At 69.2% G+C, this 16,640-nt stretch carries 13 protein-coding genes; 4 read left to right on the top strand and 9 right to left on the bottom strand.

The features are described 5' to 3' along the window. Positions 1-2: 2 nt before the first annotated feature. The 4 genes from dapE to argB all read right to left on the bottom strand — a co-directional run bounded on the left by dapE (position 3) and on the right by argB (position 3,862). Positions 3-1,196 carry a succinyl-diaminopimelate desuccinylase gene (gene dapE / locus GBB76_RS13895; protein WP_152303848.1) on the bottom strand — a complete coding sequence of 398 codons (1,194 nt, stop codon included), beginning with the start codon at positions 1,194-1,196 and terminating at the stop codon, positions 3-5. Between the two features lie 140 nt (positions 1,197-1,336). Further along, positions 1,337-2,179, bottom strand: coding sequence for a 2,3,4,5-tetrahydropyridine-2,6-dicarboxylate N-succinyltransferase (gene dapD / locus GBB76_RS13890; RefSeq protein WP_152303847.1), 843 nt, complete (start codon positions 2,177-2,179; stop codon positions 1,337-1,339). Positions 2,180-2,245: 66 nt separating this feature from the next. Continuing rightward, entirely contained in the window at positions 2,246-2,959 is a 714-nt protein-coding gene (locus GBB76_RS13885; RefSeq protein ID WP_152303846.1) for a pyrimidine 5'-nucleotidase, read from the bottom strand. A gap of 9 nt (positions 2,960-2,968) precedes the next feature. Continuing rightward, a complete protein-coding gene (argB, locus tag GBB76_RS13880; RefSeq protein WP_152303845.1) occupies positions 2,969-3,862 on the bottom strand; it encodes an acetylglutamate kinase in 894 nt (297 codons plus the stop codon). A gap of 216 nt (positions 3,863-4,078) precedes the next feature. Here argB and GBB76_RS13875 point away from each other — a divergent pair, with 216 nt between their 5' ends. The 3 genes from GBB76_RS13875 to mutS all read left to right on the top strand — a co-directional run bounded on the left by GBB76_RS13875 (position 4,079) and on the right by mutS (position 9,031). Next, positions 4,079-5,563 carry an MATE family efflux transporter gene (locus tag GBB76_RS13875; protein WP_152303844.1) on the top strand — a complete coding sequence of 495 codons (1,485 nt, stop codon included), beginning with the start codon at positions 4,079-4,081 and terminating at the stop codon, positions 5,561-5,563. A gap of 56 nt (positions 5,564-5,619) precedes the next feature. Then, positions 5,620-6,120, top strand: a complete 501-nt coding sequence (locus GBB76_RS13870) for an MmcB family DNA repair protein (RefSeq protein ID WP_152303843.1) — start codon at positions 5,620-5,622, stop codon at positions 6,118-6,120. Positions 6,121-6,352: 232 nt separating this feature from the next. Next, positions 6,353-9,031 carry a DNA mismatch repair protein MutS gene (gene mutS / locus GBB76_RS13865; protein ID WP_371717117.1) on the top strand — a complete coding sequence of 893 codons (2,679 nt, stop codon included), beginning with the start codon at positions 6,353-6,355 and terminating at the stop codon, positions 9,029-9,031. A gap of 205 nt (positions 9,032-9,236) precedes the next feature. Here mutS and ppdK read toward each other — a convergent pair whose 3' ends face one another. Beyond that, positions 9,237-11,915, bottom strand: coding sequence for a pyruvate, phosphate dikinase (ppdK, locus tag GBB76_RS13860; RefSeq protein ID WP_152303841.1), 2,679 nt, complete (start codon positions 11,913-11,915; stop codon positions 9,237-9,239). A gap of 293 nt (positions 11,916-12,208) precedes the next feature. Here ppdK and GBB76_RS13855 point away from each other — a divergent pair, with 293 nt between their 5' ends. Then, a complete protein-coding gene (locus GBB76_RS13855) occupies positions 12,209-12,607 on the top strand; it encodes a DoxX family protein (RefSeq protein WP_152303840.1) in 399 nt (132 codons plus the stop codon). Between the two features lie 123 nt (positions 12,608-12,730). Here GBB76_RS13855 and GBB76_RS13850 read toward each other — a convergent pair whose 3' ends face one another. The 4 genes from GBB76_RS13850 to GBB76_RS13840 all read right to left on the bottom strand — a co-directional run bounded on the left by GBB76_RS13850 (position 12,731) and on the right by GBB76_RS13840 (position 16,574). After that, positions 12,731-12,889: a DUF3096 domain-containing protein gene (locus GBB76_RS13850; RefSeq protein ID WP_152303839.1), complete on the bottom strand. Its 159-nt coding sequence runs from the start codon at positions 12,887-12,889 to the stop codon at positions 12,731-12,733. 204 nt (positions 12,890-13,093) lie between these two features. Continuing rightward, positions 13,094-15,352 carry a glycine--tRNA ligase subunit beta gene (gene glyS / locus GBB76_RS13845; RefSeq protein ID WP_152303838.1) on the bottom strand — a complete coding sequence of 753 codons (2,259 nt, stop codon included), beginning with the start codon at positions 15,350-15,352 and terminating at the stop codon, positions 13,094-13,096. 71 nt (positions 15,353-15,423) lie between these two features. Beyond that, a complete protein-coding gene (locus tag GBB76_RS18660; RefSeq protein ID WP_162375598.1) occupies positions 15,424-15,594 on the bottom strand; it encodes a hypothetical protein in 171 nt (56 codons plus the stop codon). A 35-nt stretch (positions 15,595-15,629) separates the two neighbouring features. Further along, on the bottom strand, positions 15,630-16,574 hold the full coding sequence (locus GBB76_RS13840; RefSeq protein WP_162375596.1) for a glycine--tRNA ligase subunit alpha: 945 nt from the start codon (positions 16,572-16,574) through the stop codon (positions 15,630-15,632). Positions 16,575-16,640 lie beyond the last annotated feature (66 nt).

The following is a 16,640-nucleotide window of genomic DNA, read 5'->3' as shown; positions in this document are numbered from 1 at the left end:
CGTCAGCGGCCGAAGGCGGCGAAGTAGCGCCCGATCATGGCGGCATAGACGCGGGTGAGCGCGCGCACCTCGTCGACCGGCGTCGATTCGTCGACGGCGTGCATCGTTGTGCCGACCAGCCCGAACTCGATCACCGGGCAATGATCCTTGATGAAGCGCGCATCCGAGGTGCCGCCGGTCGTGGACAGTTCGGGCCGGTGGCCGGTGGTCGTCGCGATCGACTCCACTACCAGATCGACGAAGGCGCCCGGCTCGGTGAGGAAGCTGTCGGAGGAGCGCGCCTCGAAGGCGAGGGAAAAGCGCACCTCGTTGCCGGCGGCGGCGACGAACCGGCGCTCGATCTCGGCGCGGAGCGTCGTTGGCGTCCACAGGTCGTTGAAGCGGATGTTGAAGCGCGCCCGCGCCTGCGCCGGGATGACGTTGAAGGCGGGATTGCCGACATCCACCGAGACGACCTCGAGGTTCGAGGCCTGGAAATGCGCGTTGCCGCCGTCGAGCGGCTCCGCCTTCAGCCCGGCCAGCAGCCTCACCATGCCGGGGATCGGGTTTTCGGCGAGATGCGGGTAGCCGACATGGCCCTGCTTGCCGTGCACGGTGAGCGTGCCCGAGAGCGAGCCGCGCCGGCCGATCTTCACCATGTCGCCGAGCACGGCGCGCGAGGACGGCTCGCCCAGCACGCAATGGTCAATGCGCTCGTCGCGGTCGGCGAGCCAGCGCAGCAGCTTCTCGGTGCCGTTAATGGCCGGGCCTTCCTCGTCGCCGGTGATGAGGAAGGAGATCGAGCCCGGCAGGTCGGCGCGCGCGGGGTCGTGGCCATGGGCGGCGGCGAAGTCGAGCCCGGCGGCGAGGAAGGCGGCGACGCCGCCCTTCATGTCGACCGCGCCGCGCCCGTAGATCAGCCCGTCCTGGATGGCGCCCTCGAAGGGGGGAAAGCGCCAGTGCGCGGCATCGCCGGGCGGCACCACGTCGGTATGGCCGGCAAAGCACAGATTCGGACCGCGCGTGCCGAAGCGGGCATAGAGGTTCTCGACATCGGGCGTGTCCGGCCCGGTGAGCGTCACCCGGTGGGTCGCGAAGCCGGCATTGGAGAGCAGGGCGTCGACAAGGGCGAGCGCCCCGCCCTCCTCGGGCGTCACCGAGGGGCAGCGTATGAGGTTGCGCAGGATCTCGACGGGATCGGCGGCGGTGTTGGCCATGTCGAACTTCCTGTTGCCGTCATCCCGGAAATGGCAACGCCATTATCCGGGATCGCGAAGGAACGCGCGCTCTTACTTTGCCTGCGATCCCGGCTCTTCGCTACGCTGCGGCCGGGATGACGTCTTAAACAAAGCGCAGATCAATCCCGCAGCAGGTCGTTGATCGAGGTCTTGGAGCGGGTCTGCTCGTCCACGCGCTTGACGATCACCGCGCAGTAGAGCGAGGGGCCGGGCGTGCCGTCGGGCAGCGGCTTGCCGGGCAGCGCGCCGGGCACCACGACGGAATAGGCCGGCACCTCGCCGACGAAGACCTCGCCGGTGGCGCGGTCGACGATCTTGGTCGTCGCCGAGATGAACACGCCCATGGAGAGCACCGAGCCGCGCCGCACGATCACGCCCTCGACCACTTCCGAGCGGGCGCCGATGAAGCAGTCGTCCTCGATGATGACCGGGCCGGCCTGCAGGGGTTCCAGCACGCCGCCAATGCCGACGCCGCCGGACAGATGCACGTTCCTGCCGATCTGCGCGCAGGAGCCGACCGTCGCCCAGGTGTCGACCATGGAGCCGGAATCGACGCGGGCGCCGAGATTGACGAAGGAGGGCATCAGCACGACGTTCGGCGCGATGAAGGCCGAGCGGCGCACGATGGCGCCGGGTACGGCGCGGAAACCCGCCGCGCGGAACTCGCCCTCGCCCCAGCCCTCGAACTTGGAGGGTACCTTGTCCCACCAGTGGGCGCCGCCCGGCGCGCCGGGAATGGCGGTCATGTCGTTGAGGCGGAAGGAGAGCAGCACCGCCTTCTTGAGCCACTGGTTGACCGTCCAGTTGCCATCCGTGCCGGGCTCGGCGACGCGTGCCTTGCCGGAATCGAGCAGCGCCAGCGCCTCGTTCACCGCGTGGCGCACTTCGCCGCCGGTCTCGAAATTGATCTCGGCCCGGTTCTCGAAGGCGTTCTCGACGATGCTCTGAAGCTGGCTCGACATGTCATTCTCCCGCTGTCCGGGGCGTCTTGTCCGGTCGCGGACGGCTTCTGTCAACGGGGATGTGGCTCAGGGCGCGCGCAGCGAATTCAGGAACGCCGTCAGGTCGTCCGTCACCACGTCGATATGCGCGCCGTCGCGGCCCTCATGCTCCCATGCCTCGCGGTCGGCCGGGCTGACCGCCTCGCCGCGCGGGACCACGAGCACGGTGCGCATGCCGAGCTGCGCCGGCACTTCGAGGTTGCGGGCGAGGTCCTCGAACATCGCCGCGCGGGCGGGGTCGACCTCGAAGCGGGCGAGGAAGCCGCGATAGGCGGTCTCGTGCGGCTTGGGGTGGAACTCGGCGGCGACGATGTCGTGCACGTCGGCGAAACGGTCGGAGATTCCGAGCTTGGCCAGAACCTGATCGGCATGGCCGCGCGAGCCGTTGGTGTAGACGAGCTTGCGCCCCGGCAGCGCGCCGAGCGCCTCGCCCAGCTCCGGCGCCGGGTCGAGCGAGGCGAGGTCGATGGCGTGGGCATTAGCGAGGAACGGGTCCGGGTCCATGCCGTGCTCGATCATCAGCCCGCGCAGCGAGGTGCCGTACTTGCGGTAATAGCCTTTCTGCAGCGCGAAGGCGTCGTCCAGCGACAGGCCGAGATAGTCGGCGATGTAGCTGCGCATGCGCAGGTCGATCTGCCGCCACAGGTCGAGCCCGGGCGGGTAGAGCGTGTTGTCGAGGTCGAACACCCACGTATCCACATGGGTGAAGTCGACCGCGCGCGGCGCCGGCAATGAGGTCACGGCGCGCCCTCAGGGCCGGATGAGCGTGCCGGCACCATGGTCGGTGAGCAGCTCCAGCAGCACGGAATGCGGCACCTTGCCGTCGAGGATCACCACCCCCTCGACGCCCTGCTCCAGCGCGTAGATGCAGGTCTCGACCTTGGGGATCATGCCGCCCGAAATGGTGCCGTCGGCGATCAGCGCGCGCGCCTGGGCGATGGTCAGCTCCTTGATGAGCTGCTTGTCGGCATCGAGCACGCCGGGCACGTCGGTCAGCAGCAGCAGCCGCTTGGCGCCGAGCGCGCCGGCGATGGCGCCCGCGAAGGTGTCGGCGTTGACGTTGAAGGTGCCGCCATCCTTGCCGGTGGCGACGGGGGCGAGGACCGGAATCAGCTCGCGGCCGAGGATCTGGTCGAGAACGGTGGTGTCGACCGTCTCGGGCTCGCCGACGAAGCCGAGGTCGATCACCTGCTCGATGTTCGAATCCGGGTCGCGCACCGAGCGCGTCACCTTGGAGGCGACGACCATGTTGCCGTCCTTGCCGGACAGGCCCAGCGCCTTGCCGCCGGCCTCGTTGATGAAGCCAACGAGGGATTTGTTGATCGAGCCGGCCAGCACCATCTCGACGATCTCGACGGTGGCCTTGTCGGTGATGCGCAGGCCGGCGGCGAATTCCGACTTGATGCCGAGCTTGGCCAGCATCGCACCGATCTGCGGCCCGCCGCCATGCACCACGACAGGGTTCACGCCGGACTGCTCGAGCAGGACGATGTCCTGCGCGAAGTCGCGCGCCACCTGCTCGTCGCCCATGGCGTGGCCGCCATATTTCACCACGATGATCGCGTCGTCGTAGCGCTGCATGTGCGGCAGCGCCTGCACCAGCACGCGGGCCTTGGCGTGATCGTCGGTAATGTCAGCGGTCATGGCGGATCCGTTCGCGCGGGCGGGAGGCGGTGAATCGGGAGCCGGCACGGCGCGAGGCCCGTGCGGGGCGTGCCCTTCTAGCCGATTTCGATGACGCTTCTCAATCGTCGCCTTGCGCCGGTCGCGCGCATGGGCGCAATGGCTGGCAGCGATGCAAGGGCGCGGTTGCGCGCCGGCGCCTGTGCGCGGCCGCCCCGGCATGCCATATGCTCGTGCATGAGCCGTTCCTCCGCACCCGCGCGCCCCATCGCGGCACGCTTCGTCCACGGGTCCACGCTGCGCCACGTCGCCACCATGACGGCGGCGGGCTCGATCGGCCTGATGGCGGTGTTCGTCGTCGACCTGCTGAACCTGTTCTACATCTCGCTGCTCGGCGAGGAGGAACTGGCGGCGGCCATCGGCTATGCCGGCACGGTGATGTTCTTCATCACCTCGGTCGCCATCGGGGTGATGATCTCCGGCTCGGCGCTGGTCTCCCGCGCCGTCGGCCGGGGGCAGGTCGCGGCGGGGCGACGTCTCTCGACATCCTCGCTCCTCTATATGAGCGTCGCCACCGGGCTGGTCTCCGTGCTCATGCTGCCGGTGCTCACCCCGCTGCTGAGCCTGCTCGGCGCCAGCGGGCGCACGCTCGATCTGGCGCGCGACTTCCTGCTGATCGTGCTGCCCTCGACGCCGCTGCTCGGCATCGGCATGGCGGCCTCCGGCACGCTGCGCGGCATCGGCGATGCGCGCCGCTCCATGTGGGTCACGCTGTCGGGCGGGCTCGCCACCGCCGTGCTCGACCCGCTGCTGATCCTCGGCCTCGGGCTCGGCGTCGAGGGCGCCGCCATCGCCTCGGTGCTGGCGCGCATCGTCATGGCGGCCTATGGGCTCAACGCCGTGGTGCGGGTGCACAGGCTGGCCGAACGACCGAGCCTCGCCGGCCTGCTCACCGATCTCGGCCCGCTCTCGGCCATCGCGGTTCCGGCCATCCTCACCAATGTCGCCACCCCGGTCGGCAACGCCTATGTCACCTATGCGCTCGCCCCGCACGGTGATGCGGCGGTGGCGGCGTGGGCGGTGATCGGCCGGCTGATCCCGGTCGCCTTCGGCCCGCTCTTCGCCCTCACCGGCGCCATCGGCCCGGTGATCGGCCAGAATGTCGGCGCCGGGCGCTATGACCGCGTGCGCCAGTCGATCCGCGACAGCCTGATGCTCACCCTCGTCTATGTGCTGGCGGTCTGGGCGGTTCTGGCGCTGGCGCGCAACCTTCTCGCCGGCGTGTTCGGCCTGTCGCCGGAGGGCGTGCATCTGGTCGCCTTCTTCTGCCTCTACGCGGCGGGCGCCTATGTGTTCTTCGGCGCGCTGTTCGTCGCCAATGCCGCCTTCAACAATCTGGGCGCCCCCCTGCTCTCGACCCTGTTCAACTGGGGCCGGGCGAGTCTGGGCACCATTCCCTTCGTCTGGATCGGCGGCCATTATTTCGGTGCCGAGGGCGTCATCGCCGGGCAGGCGCTCGGCTCGGTCGCCTTCGGCGTGGCGGCGCTGATCTGCGCCTTCGCGGTGGTGCGTCGGCTCCATGCCGGGTCGCGCCCGCCCGCGCCCGCCACCCCGCTTGCCGGCGCCGAACTGCCCGCCTTCTCGCGCGGCGAGGACGCCTCCGCCATCGAGGCGGCGCCGATGGAGATCGGGCCGGCGGACGACGTTTCCCGCCGAAGCTAGCGGCTCCCCGCCGGGTCATCTTCCGCCGCGCGACGAGAACGGATAGGGTACACGCCATGAGCGACACCTCTTTCCACGACCCTCTCGCCGGCCTCGTCCTGCCGGAAGACGGTCGGCAATCGGAGACCGCGCGCGGCATCCAGCGCGGGGCGATGCGCTATCTGGCGGCGCGCGGCATGGTCGGCGTGCCGGAATTCTGCCTCGCCTCCGGAAGACGGGCCGACATCGCGGCGCTCGACGCGCGCGGCGAGGTGTGGGTGGTCGAGATCAAATCCTCGGTCATCGACTTCCGCACCGACCGCAAATGGACCGACTACCGGCTCCATTGCGACCGGCTGCTCTTCGCCGTCGGTCCCGACTTCCCGCTCGACATATTGCCGGAGGACGCCGGCATACTGGTCGCCGACCCGTTCGGCGGCGGGCTGGTGCGCGAGGCGCCGCACCACCCGATGCCGGGCGCGACGCGCAAGGCGCTGACGCTGCGCTTCGCCCGCGCCGCCGCCGGCCGGCTGATGGGGCTGATGGACCCCGAGGCGCTGCGCGGGATCGAGCTTTGAAGCCCTTTCCGCCCGGAGGACCGATCCGGGCGCCGGAAGGCGCGATCGGCAAAACAGTGAGGGGATAACGGGCGAGCGTGCTTGCAACGCCGCCCCCGCCTCTGCCAGCGTCCACGCCATGAACGCTTCCCCGAAGACAGCCGGTTCCGACGAGGCCGCCGAGCCGAACGCGTCCGGCGACGCCGAGCGCGTCACGCCCAAGCCGGCCGATGCCGAGCGCGTCACGCCGATGATGGCGCAGTACGTCGAGATCAAGACCGCCAATCCCGGCAGCCTGCTGTTCTACCGGATGGGCGATTTCTACGAACTGTTCTTCGGCGACGCCGAAATCGCCTCGCGCACGCTCGGCATCGTGCTCACCAAGCGCGGCAAGCATCAGGGCGAGGACATCCCGATGTGCGGCGTTCCGGTGGAACGCGCCGAGGAATATCTCAACCGGCTGATCGCGGCCGGCCACCGCGTCGCCGTCTGCGAGCAGATCGAGGACCCCGCCGAGGCGAAGAAGCGCGGTCCGAAGAGCGTGGTGAAGCGGGACGTCATCCGCCTCGTCACCCCCGGCACGCTGACCGAGGATGCCCTGCTCGACGCGCGGCGCGAGAACGTGCTGGCAAGCCTCGCCCGGGTGAAGGGCGGGGAAGGCGAGGACGGCTATGTCTACGCCCTCGCCTTCGCCGACATCTCCACCGGCTCCTTCCGGGTCGCCGAGACCGACACCGGGCGCTTGGCCGCCGACCTCGCCCGCATCGAGCCGGCGGAACTGCTGGTCGCCGACGCCATCTATGACGAGCCGGCGCTGCGCCCGCTCTGGCGCTCCCAGCCCGCCGTCACCCCGCTGCCGCGCGACAGCTTCGACGGCGCCACCGCCGAGCGGCGCATCGCCGGCTTCTACGGCGTGGCGACGCTCGATTCCTTCGGCAGCTTCTCGCGTGCCGAACTGGCGGCTGCCGGCGCCGTCGTCGCCTATATCGAGCGCACCCAGCTCGGCGCCCGCCCGCCGCTGAGCCGGCCGCAGCGCGAGGCCTCCAGCGAGGCCATGGTGATCGACCCGGCGACGCGGGCGAATCTCGAAATCCTGCGCACCACCACCGGCGAGCGGACGGGGAGCCTGTGCGCGGCGGTGGACCGTACCGTCACCTCGGCCGGGGCGCGCCTGCTCGCCCGGCGCCTTGCCGAGCCGCTGACCGACCCCGCCCGCATCGCGGAACGGCTCGACGCGGTGGAGCATCTGGTCGACGAGAGCGGCCTGCGCGCCCGGTTGCGCGAGCGCCTTTCCGGCGCGCCCGACCTTGCCCGCGCGCTCTCGCGGGTGGCGCTCGGCCGCTCCGGCCCGCGCGACCTTGCCGCCATCGGGCGCGGGCTTTCCGAAGGCGCCGCCATTGCCGAACTGATCGCCGCCTCCCCGGCGCCGCCGGAACTGGCGCGGGCGGCGGGCCTGCTCGGCGGCATCGACCCGGCGCTGGCGGCGACGCTCCAGGCCGCGCTCGGCGACGAGCTGCCGCTCAATCGCCGCGACGGCGGCTTCACCCGGGCCGGCTATTCGCCCGATCTCGACGCCACCCGCGCGCTGCGCGACGAAAGCCGGCGCGTCGTCGCCAGCCTCGAGCGCCGCTATGTCGAGGAAACCGGCGTGCGCGCGCTGAAGATCCGGCACAATGCGGTGCTCGGCTATTATGTCGAGGTCAGCCAGCAGAACGCCGACCGCCTGCGCGAGCCGCCCTTCGATGTCGTCTTCGTGCACCGCCAGACCATGGCGGGGGCGATGCGCTTCACCTCCACCGAGCTTGCCGAGCTGGAGGCGAAGATCGCCAGCGCCGGCGAGCGGGCGCTCGGGCTGGAGCAGCGCATCTTCGACGAGCTGGCCGCGCTGGTGCTGGCGCAGGCGGAAGCCATCCGCGCCTGCGCCGAGGCGCTCGCCGCCATCGACGTCACCGCCGCGCTGGCGCAGCTCGCCGTCGACGAGGCGCATGTGCGCCCCGAGGTCGATGGCGGGCTCGACTTCGCCATCGAGGGCGGGCGCCATCCGGTGGTCGAGCAGGCGCTGCGCCAAGAACGCATCTCCTCGGGTGGGCCGTTCGTGGCCAATGACTGCGAATTGTCGCCGCCCGAGGGGGCGCGCGCGGGCCGCATCTGGCTGCTCACCGGCCCGAACATGGCCGGCAAATCGACGTTCCTGCGCCAGAACGCGCTGATCGCCATTCTCGCCCAGGCCGGCGCCTTCGTCCCCGCGCGGTCCGCCCGCATCGGCGTGATCGACCGGCTGTTCTCGCGCGTCGGCGCGGCGGACGACCTGGCGCGCGGGCGCTCGACCTTCATGGTCGAGATGGTGGAGACCGCCGCCATCCTCAATCAGGCGACCGAGCGCTCGCTCGTCATCCTCGACGAGATCGGGCGCGGCACGGCGACCTTCGACGGCCTGTCCATCGCCTGGGCGAGCCTCGAGCACCTGCACGAGGCGAACCGCTGCCGCGGCCTGTTCGCCACCCATTTCCACGAGCTGACCGCGCTGTCGCAGCGCCTGCCCCGCCTCGTCAACGCGACGGTGAAGGTGAAGGAGTGGGAGGGCGAGGTGATCTTCCTGCATGAGGTGGTGCCCGGCGCGGCGGACCGCTCCTACGGCATCCAGGTCGCCAAGCTCGCCGGCCTCCCGCACGCCGTGGTCGAGCGCGCCCGTGCCGTGCTGACCGAGCTGGAGTCCGCCGACCGCGCCGCGCCGACGCAGCGGATTCTGGACGACCTGCCCCTCTTCGCCGCCCTCAACCGCGCGCCCGCCCCCGCCGCACCGGCGGCCAAGGCCGACCCGGCGGCGCAGGCGATGAAGACCGAACTCGCCGGGCTCAACCCCGACGAGATGACGCCGCGCGAGGCGCTGGAGGCGCTGTACCGGCTGAAGGGGATGGCGAAGGGCGGGTGAGGGGGGCGCGGCCTAACGCGAAGACGCGGATGCCCGGGTCAAGCCCGGGCATGACGGTGTGGTGCGGCCGGGCTCGACGCCCGGCTGCCCCTCATTCGTCCGTCATCCCGGACGGCCGCAAGGCCGATCCGGGATCGCGTGGGACGTGGGGAGCGATCCCGGCTCGCGCTTCGCTTGGCCGGGATGACGCCTTACTGGTGCGGGCTCACGCCTGACTTGCCGCCTGCGTCTTCAGCGCGGCCTGGGCGGCGGCGAGGCGGGCGATGGGGACGCGGAAGGGCGAGCAGGACACGTAATCGAGCCCGACTTCCTCGCAGAAGGCGACCGAGGCCGGGTCGCCGCCATGCTCGCCGCAGATGCCGAGCTTGAGCTTCGGGCGCACGGCGCGGCCGCGCTCGGTGGCGATCTTCACCAGCTCGCCCACGCCGTCGACGTCGATCGAGACGAAGGGGTCCACCGCGAAGATGCCCTTGGCGATATAGGTGCCGAGGAACGTGCCGGCATCGTCGCGCGAGATGCCGTAGGTGGTCTGGGTGAGGTCGTTGGTGCCGTAGGAGAAGAACTCCGCCGTCTGCGCGATCTCGCCCGCCATCAGTGCGGCGCGCGGCAGCTCGATCATGGTGCCGACCTGGTACTCCAGCGTCACCCCGGTCTCGGCCTCGACCTGCCTCGCCACCGTGTCGATGTCGTGCTTGACGAGGTCGAACTCGCGCTTGCCGGTGATCAGCGGCACCATGATTTCCGGCACCACCGACTTGCCGGTCGATTTCTGCGCCGCCACGGCGGCCTCGAAGATGGCGCGCGCCTGCATCTCGGCGATCTCCGGGAAGGCGATGGCGAGGCGGCAGCCGCGGAAGCCGAGCATCGGGTTGAACTCGTCGAACTCGCGCTTGCGGGCGGCGAGCTTGGCGGCGGAAACCCCGAGCGCTTGCGCCACTTCCGCGATCTCCGCGTCGGTGTGGGGCAGGAATTCGTGCAGCGGCGGGTCGAGCAGGCGGATCGTGACCGGCAGGCCGTCCATTATCTCGAACAGTTCCTGGAAGTCCGAGCGCTGCGCGGCGAGCAGCTTGGCGAGCGCGGCGCGGCGGCCCGCCTCGTCATCCGCGAGGATCATTTCGCGCACGGAACGGATGCGGTCGCCGTCGAAGAACATGTGCTCGGTGCGCGAGAGGCCGATGCCCTCGGCGCCGAAATTCTTCGCCGTGCGCGCATCGAGCGGGGTCTCCGCATTGGCGCGCACCTTGAGGCGGCGCACGCCGTCGGCCCAGCCCATCAGCGTGGCGAACTCGCCGGACAGTTCGGGCTGGAGGGTGGGCACCGCGCCGGCGATCACCTGCCCGGTGGCGCCGTCGATGGTGAGGATGTCGCCCTTCTTCAGCGTGACGCCGCCGGAGGTCAGAGTGCCGGCGACATAGTCGACGCGGATGGTGCCGGCGCCGCAGACGCAGGGCTTGCCCATGCCGCGCGCCACCACCGCCGCGTGCGAAGTCATGCCGCCGCGCGTGGTGAGGATGCCCTGGGCGGCGTGCATGCCGTGAATGTCTTCCGGCGAGGTCTCGATGCGCACCAGAATGACCTTGCGGCCCTGCGTCTTGAGCAGCTCCGCCTCGTCGGCAGAGAACACGATCTCGCCCGAGGCAGCGCCCGGGGAGGCCGGCAGGCCGGTGCCGATGACCTTCTTCTCGGCCTTCGGGTCGAGCATCGGGTGCAGAAGCTGGTCGAGCGCGGCGGGATCGACGCGGCCGATGGCTTCCTCGCGGGTGATCACGCCGTCATTGGCCAGTTCGACCGCGATGCGCAGCGAGGCCTTGGCGGTGCGCTTGCCCGAGCGGGTCTGCAGCATCCACAGCTTGCCGCGCTCGACGGTGAATTCGAGGTCCTGCATGTCGCGGTAGTGCCCTTCGAGCACACCGGCGATGCGGACGAACTCGGTGAACACCTCCGGCAGCGCCTTCTCCATGGAAGGCTTGTCGGAGCCGGCCTCGATGCGGGCGACCTCGGTGATGTTCTGCGGCGTGCGGATGCCCGCCACCACGTCCTCGCCCTGCGCGTTGATCAGGAACTCGCCATAGAGCGCGTTCTCGCCGGTGGAGGGGTTGCGGGTGAAGGCGACGCCGGTGGCGGAGGTCTCGCCCATATTGCCGAACACCATGGCCTGCACGTTCACCGCCGTGCCCCAGCTCTCGGGGATCTGGTGCAGGCGGCGATAGACGATGGCGCGCTGGTTCATCCACGAGCCGAACACGGCGCCGATGGCGCCCCAGAGCTGGTCGTGCGGGTCCTGCGGGAAGGGAGTGCCGAGCTCGTGCTCGACCAGCGCCTTGTAGCGCGTGACGATTTCCTTCCAGTCGTCGGCATGCAGGTCGGTGTCGAGCGTGTAGCCCTGATCGTCCTTGAAGCCGTCGAGCACCTCCTCGAAATGATGATGCGGGAAGTCCAGCACCACGTTCGAGTACATCTGGATGAAGCGGCGGTAGCTGTCATAGGCGAAGCGCGCATCGCCGGAGGAGCGGGCCACCGCCTCGACGGTGACGTCGTTGAGGCCGAGATTGAGCACCGTGTCCATCATGCCGGGCATGGAGGCGCGGGCGCCCGAGCGCACGGAGACCAGAAGCGGGTTGGCGGGGTCGCCGAAGGTGCGGCCGGCGAGCGCGCCGACATGGGCGAGCGCGGCGTCGACATCGGCCTTCAGGCTGTCCGGGTAGACGTTGCCATTGGCGTAATAATAGGTGCACACCTCGGTGGAAATGGTGAAGCCGGGCGGTACCGGCAGGCCGAGATTCGACATTTCCGCGAGATTCGCGCCCTTGCCGCCGAGCAGGTTGCGCATTTCCGCCGCACCTTCCGCAGTGCCGTCGCCGAAGGTGTAGACCCATTTCGTCATTTCGGAAGCCCTGTTGGGTAAGAGCCGGAGCGGCTCCACCACCATGATGGAAATTCAGCCACGGCTGAAAATTACGCACCTACAAAGGGTTGGCCCGGATTACGACTTTCTGCCGCGCCCTTTTCCCAAAGATCATCTAGCGTCTTGAGGTGCTTCCTTCAATCCATCATTCGCAGTGCATCATGAACTTTGTGCGCGGCGGCATGGACAACCGGACGTAGGCGATTGCCGACACCCGGCCGTTGGGGCAGGCTGATACCCATCAATCCCCGCCACTTCCGAAGGGCCTTGCCATGTCCGCGATACTGAACCGCCTGACGCCGCACGTCCTCAGCCTGCTGCGGGTCGTCGCGTCGCTGCTGCTGCTGCAACACGGTACCACCAAGATTCTCGGCCTTCCCGCGACGCAGATGTCGGGCGTCAGCCTCATCTCACCGCCGGGCATTGCCGGCGTGATCGAGCTGGTCGGCGGCGTGCTGCTGCTGATCGGGCTGTTCTCGCGGCCGACGGCGTTCATCCTGTCGGGCATGACGGCGGTGGCGTATTTCTACGTCCACGCGCCGCAGGACTTCTACCCCATCGTCAATGGCGGCGAGCTGGCGGCGCTGTATTCCTTCGTGTTCTTCTATCTCTTCTTCGCCGGCCCCGGCCCGTGGGCGGTCGACAATTTCCGCGGCGCCGGCAAGGCATGAGCGGCAGGGGCCGAACCGGGCGGCGCGGCGACGATGCCGCCCGCCGTCATGGCCGGGCGGGCCCGGCCGTGACGATATGAACGAGACGGGATGAACGCGGCCGGGCCGCGCCCGCCTCCTGCCTCAGAACGGCAGGTGGCCGTTGCGCCCGAGCAGGCCGACCACGCCGATGAAGATCAGGTAGAGCGCCACGATATAGTTGAGCAGGCGCGGCATCACGAGGATCAGCAGGCCGGCGATCAGCGCGACGATCGGCTGGATGGTGACGATGTTGATTTCCATGTGCAACTCCCCTGAACGGTAGCTCAATAAGCCCCAGCGACCGACGAAGTTCCAGCGAAACCGTCCGGCTGCCGAAAGGGCCGCGTCAGCGCCGGGCCTTTCCCGGCCCTCCACGTCTTTTGCCCCGAAAGCGGGCGGAAAACGAAGGCGTGGATCCCCGGGTCAAGCCCGGGGATGACGGGGGTCGGGGGACAGGGAGCGCGCTCAGCCCTCGATGCGGTCGAAATCGGCAATGGCGCGGGTGGTGCGGCGGATGTCGGCGAGCAGGCGCAGGCGGTTGGCGCGCAGCTCCCGGTCCTCGGCGTTCACCGTCACCTTGTCGAAGAAGGCGTCGACCGGCGCGCGCAGCCGGGCGATGAAGCCCATGGCCGCCTCGAAATCCTCACGCGCCAGCGCCTGCTCGATCTGCGGGCCGAGCGCGGCGATGGCGTCGGCCAGCGCGCGCTCTTCCGGCTCGTGCAGCAGCACCATGTCGACGCCGCCCTCATAGGAGACGCCGTCCTTCTTCTCCTCGATGCGCAGGATATTCGCCGCGCGCTTGGTGCCGGCGAGGAGGTTCTTTCCGTCCTCGGTGGCGAGGAAGCGCCCGAGCGCCTCGACGCGCTTCACCACGAGCAGGAGGTCGTCCTGACCTTCGAGCGCGAAGACGGCATCGACGAGATCGTGCCGCGCCCCGGCTTCGCGGAGGTGGACCTTGAGGCGGTCGGCGAAGAAGGAGAGGAGCGACGTTCCTATGGAACTGAATAGCTCAAACTCTTCCGCTGATCTTTGATCCTTCTGGGACTCCCACAGACTGCCTAGCTGGAGCGAAAGAGGAAACGCGATTGTCTCGGCACCGCGCACAGCAGATAGCGCTTTAAGGACCTCAAGTCGGGTTGTCAGAGCACTTGCATGCCAAGTCCTGAAATGTAGACGCAGACTGTGCGCCATCAACTTAATTAAGCTGAGCCGCAGCCCGTTCTCCAGCACGAGCCGCACCACGCCCAGCGCGGCACGGCGCAGGGCGTAGGGGTCCTTCGAGCCGGTCGGCTTCTCATTGATGGCCCAGAAGCCGACCAGCGTGTCCAGCTTGTCGGCCAGCGCCACCGCGACGGAAACCGGGGCGGTCGGCACCACATCGGTCGGACCCTGCGGCTTGTAGTGCTCTTCCGCTGCGGCAGCGATCTCGGGCGGCAGGCCTTCCAGTTCCGCGTAATAGCGGCCCATCAGCCCCTGCACCTCGGGGAACTCGCCCACGACTTCCGTGCGCAGATCGGACTTGGCGTAACGCGCCGCGCGCTCGGCCAGCTCCGGGTCGGCGCCGACCATCGGCGCCAGCGCCTTCGCCAGCCGCGCGATCCTATTGATGCGCTCGAACTGCGAGCCAAGTTCTTGATGGAACGTGACGTTGGCGAATTTCTCCAGACGCTCGCTCAACGGCACCGTGGCATTGGTGCGCTTGTCGGTCTCCCAGAAGAACTTGGCGTCCGACAGGCGGGCGCGGATGACGCGCTCATTGCCCGCCACGATGGCCTTGCCGCCGTCGCTGGCCTTCAGGTTCGAGACCAGGATGAAGCGGTTGGCGAGGCGCCCGGTCTTCGGGTCCTTGAGCACGAAGCATTTCTGGTTGGCGCGGATGGTGGCGCGGATCACCTCGTCCGGCACATCGAGGAAGCTCTGCTCGAAGGCGCCCATCAGCACGACGGGCCATTCCACGAGGCCGGAAATCTCGTCGAGCAGGCCGGCATCCTCGACCAGCTCCAGTCCCTGCGCCAGCGCAAGGTCCTTGGCGTCGTTGAGGATGATGTCCTTGCGCCGTTCGCGGTCCACCACCACGAAGGCGGCTTCGAGCTTGGCCATCCAGTCATCGAGCCGGCGCACGCGGATCGTGCCCTCGGAGAGGAAGCGGTGGCCGCGCGTGGTGTCGCCGGAGGCGAGCCCGTCGACCTCGAAGCGCACGATTTCCGGCTCCTCGGTCTCCGGGCCGAAGGTGCACAGGATCGACTGCAGCGGGCGCACCCAGCGCAGCGCGTTCGGGCTGGTCGAGCCCTTGCCCCAGCGCATCGACTTCGGCCAGGGGAAGGCGCGGATGACGGCGGGCACGATCTCGGCGACCACCTCCGGCGTCGGCCGGCCGTGCTTGTGGATGCGGGCGACGTAGAACTCGCCCTTCTTCGGGTCGCTCTCGATGCTGGCCTGGTCGAGCGAGGAAAGCCCCGCCGCCTTGAGGAAGCCGTCGATGGCGCCTTGCGGGGCGCCGACGCGCGGGCCCTTGCGCTCCTCATGCGTGTCCGGCTGCTGCGCCGGCAGGCCGTGCACGGCCAGCGCCAGCCGGCGCGGGGTCACAAAAGCCTTGGCGCCCTCATAGACGAGGCCCCGCTCCACCAGCGCATCGGTGACGAGCTTGCGCAGGCTTTCCGCCGCGCCGGCCTGCATGCGGGCGGGAATTTCTTCGCAGAACAGTTCGAGCAGGAGATCGGGCATGGCTGTGCGGTCAGTTCGGCTGGCGGGCGGCCCGTGCGGGGAGCCGCCATGCGGGAATGTCGCGCGACGCCCTAGCACGTCACGCCGCGAGAAGGGAGTGCGCAGTTACGAAAGCGGCATCCCGGAGAGAGGCTTGCGTAGCGCTCGCCGACATGGCCGACGACGATGCCACCGATCGGGCCCATGAGGAAGGACGCGGCGAAGAAGCCGAAGGCGGCGACATCGACGCTGGACACCGACACGCGCAGGTTCCGCCAGGGCCGGAAGAGCGGGAAGATCAGGCCGGCGGCGCCCCGCCGGCGGCGGTGGCCAGCCAGGCGGCGCCGCAGGCCTTGGCGAGTTCGCGCACCCGCAGAATGTAGCTCTGGCGCTCGGTGACGGAGATCACCCCGCGCGCGTCCAGCAGGTTGAAGACGTGGCTGGCCTTGATGCACTGGTCATAGGCCGGCTGGGCCATCAGATGGCGGGCTTTGGTGCCATCTTCCCAGCCGGCTTCCAGATATTTCGCCGCCGCAGCTTCCGCCATGCGGAACTGCTCGAACAGCATGGCCGTGTCGGCATGCTCGAAATTGTGCCGGGAATATTCCTGCTCGGCCTGCAGGAACACGTCGCCATAGGTGACCTTCTCGTCGCCCTCGCGGCCGTTGAAATTGAGGTCGTAGACGTTCTCGACCCCCTGCACATACATGGCGAGGCGCTCCAGCCCATAGGTCAGTTCGCCCGCCACCGGCGCGCACTCAAAACCGGCGACCTGCTGGAAATAGGTGAACTGGCTCACCTCCATGCCGTCGCACCAGCACTCCCAGCCCAGCCCCCAGGCGCCGAGCGTCGGGCTCTCCCAGTCGTCCTCGACGAAGCGCACATCGTGCAGGCGCAAATCGATGCCGATGGCCTCCAGCGAGGCGAGATAGAGCTCCTGCAAGTTGGACGGCGAGGGCTTCAGGATCACCTGATACTGGTAATAATGCTGCAGCCGGTTCGGGTTCTCGCCATAGCGCCCGTCCTTGGGCCGGCGCGAAGGCTGCACATAGGCGGCCTTCCACGGCAGCGGCCCGAGCGCGCGCAGCGTGGTGGCGGGATGGAAGGTGCCGGCGCCGACTTCCATGTCGTAAGGCTGGAGCACGACGCAGCCCTTGTCCGCCCAGAAGGCATGGAGCGCGAGAATGAGCCCCTGGAACGATTTGTCGGGGCGCATATGGGGCGGCAGAGCGGGATCGATCATGATGAGCCGGCGGTTGGGCGGGAAAGGCGGCGCAACCTAGGCCGGGCAAGGGCGCGGATCAAGGAG

It is taken from the genome of Ancylobacter sp. TS-1 (assembly GCF_009223885.1).
In the GTDB taxonomy this organism is placed as follows: domain Bacteria; phylum Pseudomonadota; class Alphaproteobacteria; order Rhizobiales; family Xanthobacteraceae; genus Ancylobacter.
Note: the sequence above shows the minus strand (reverse complement) of the source record. Positions and strands in the feature narration are given on the sequence as shown.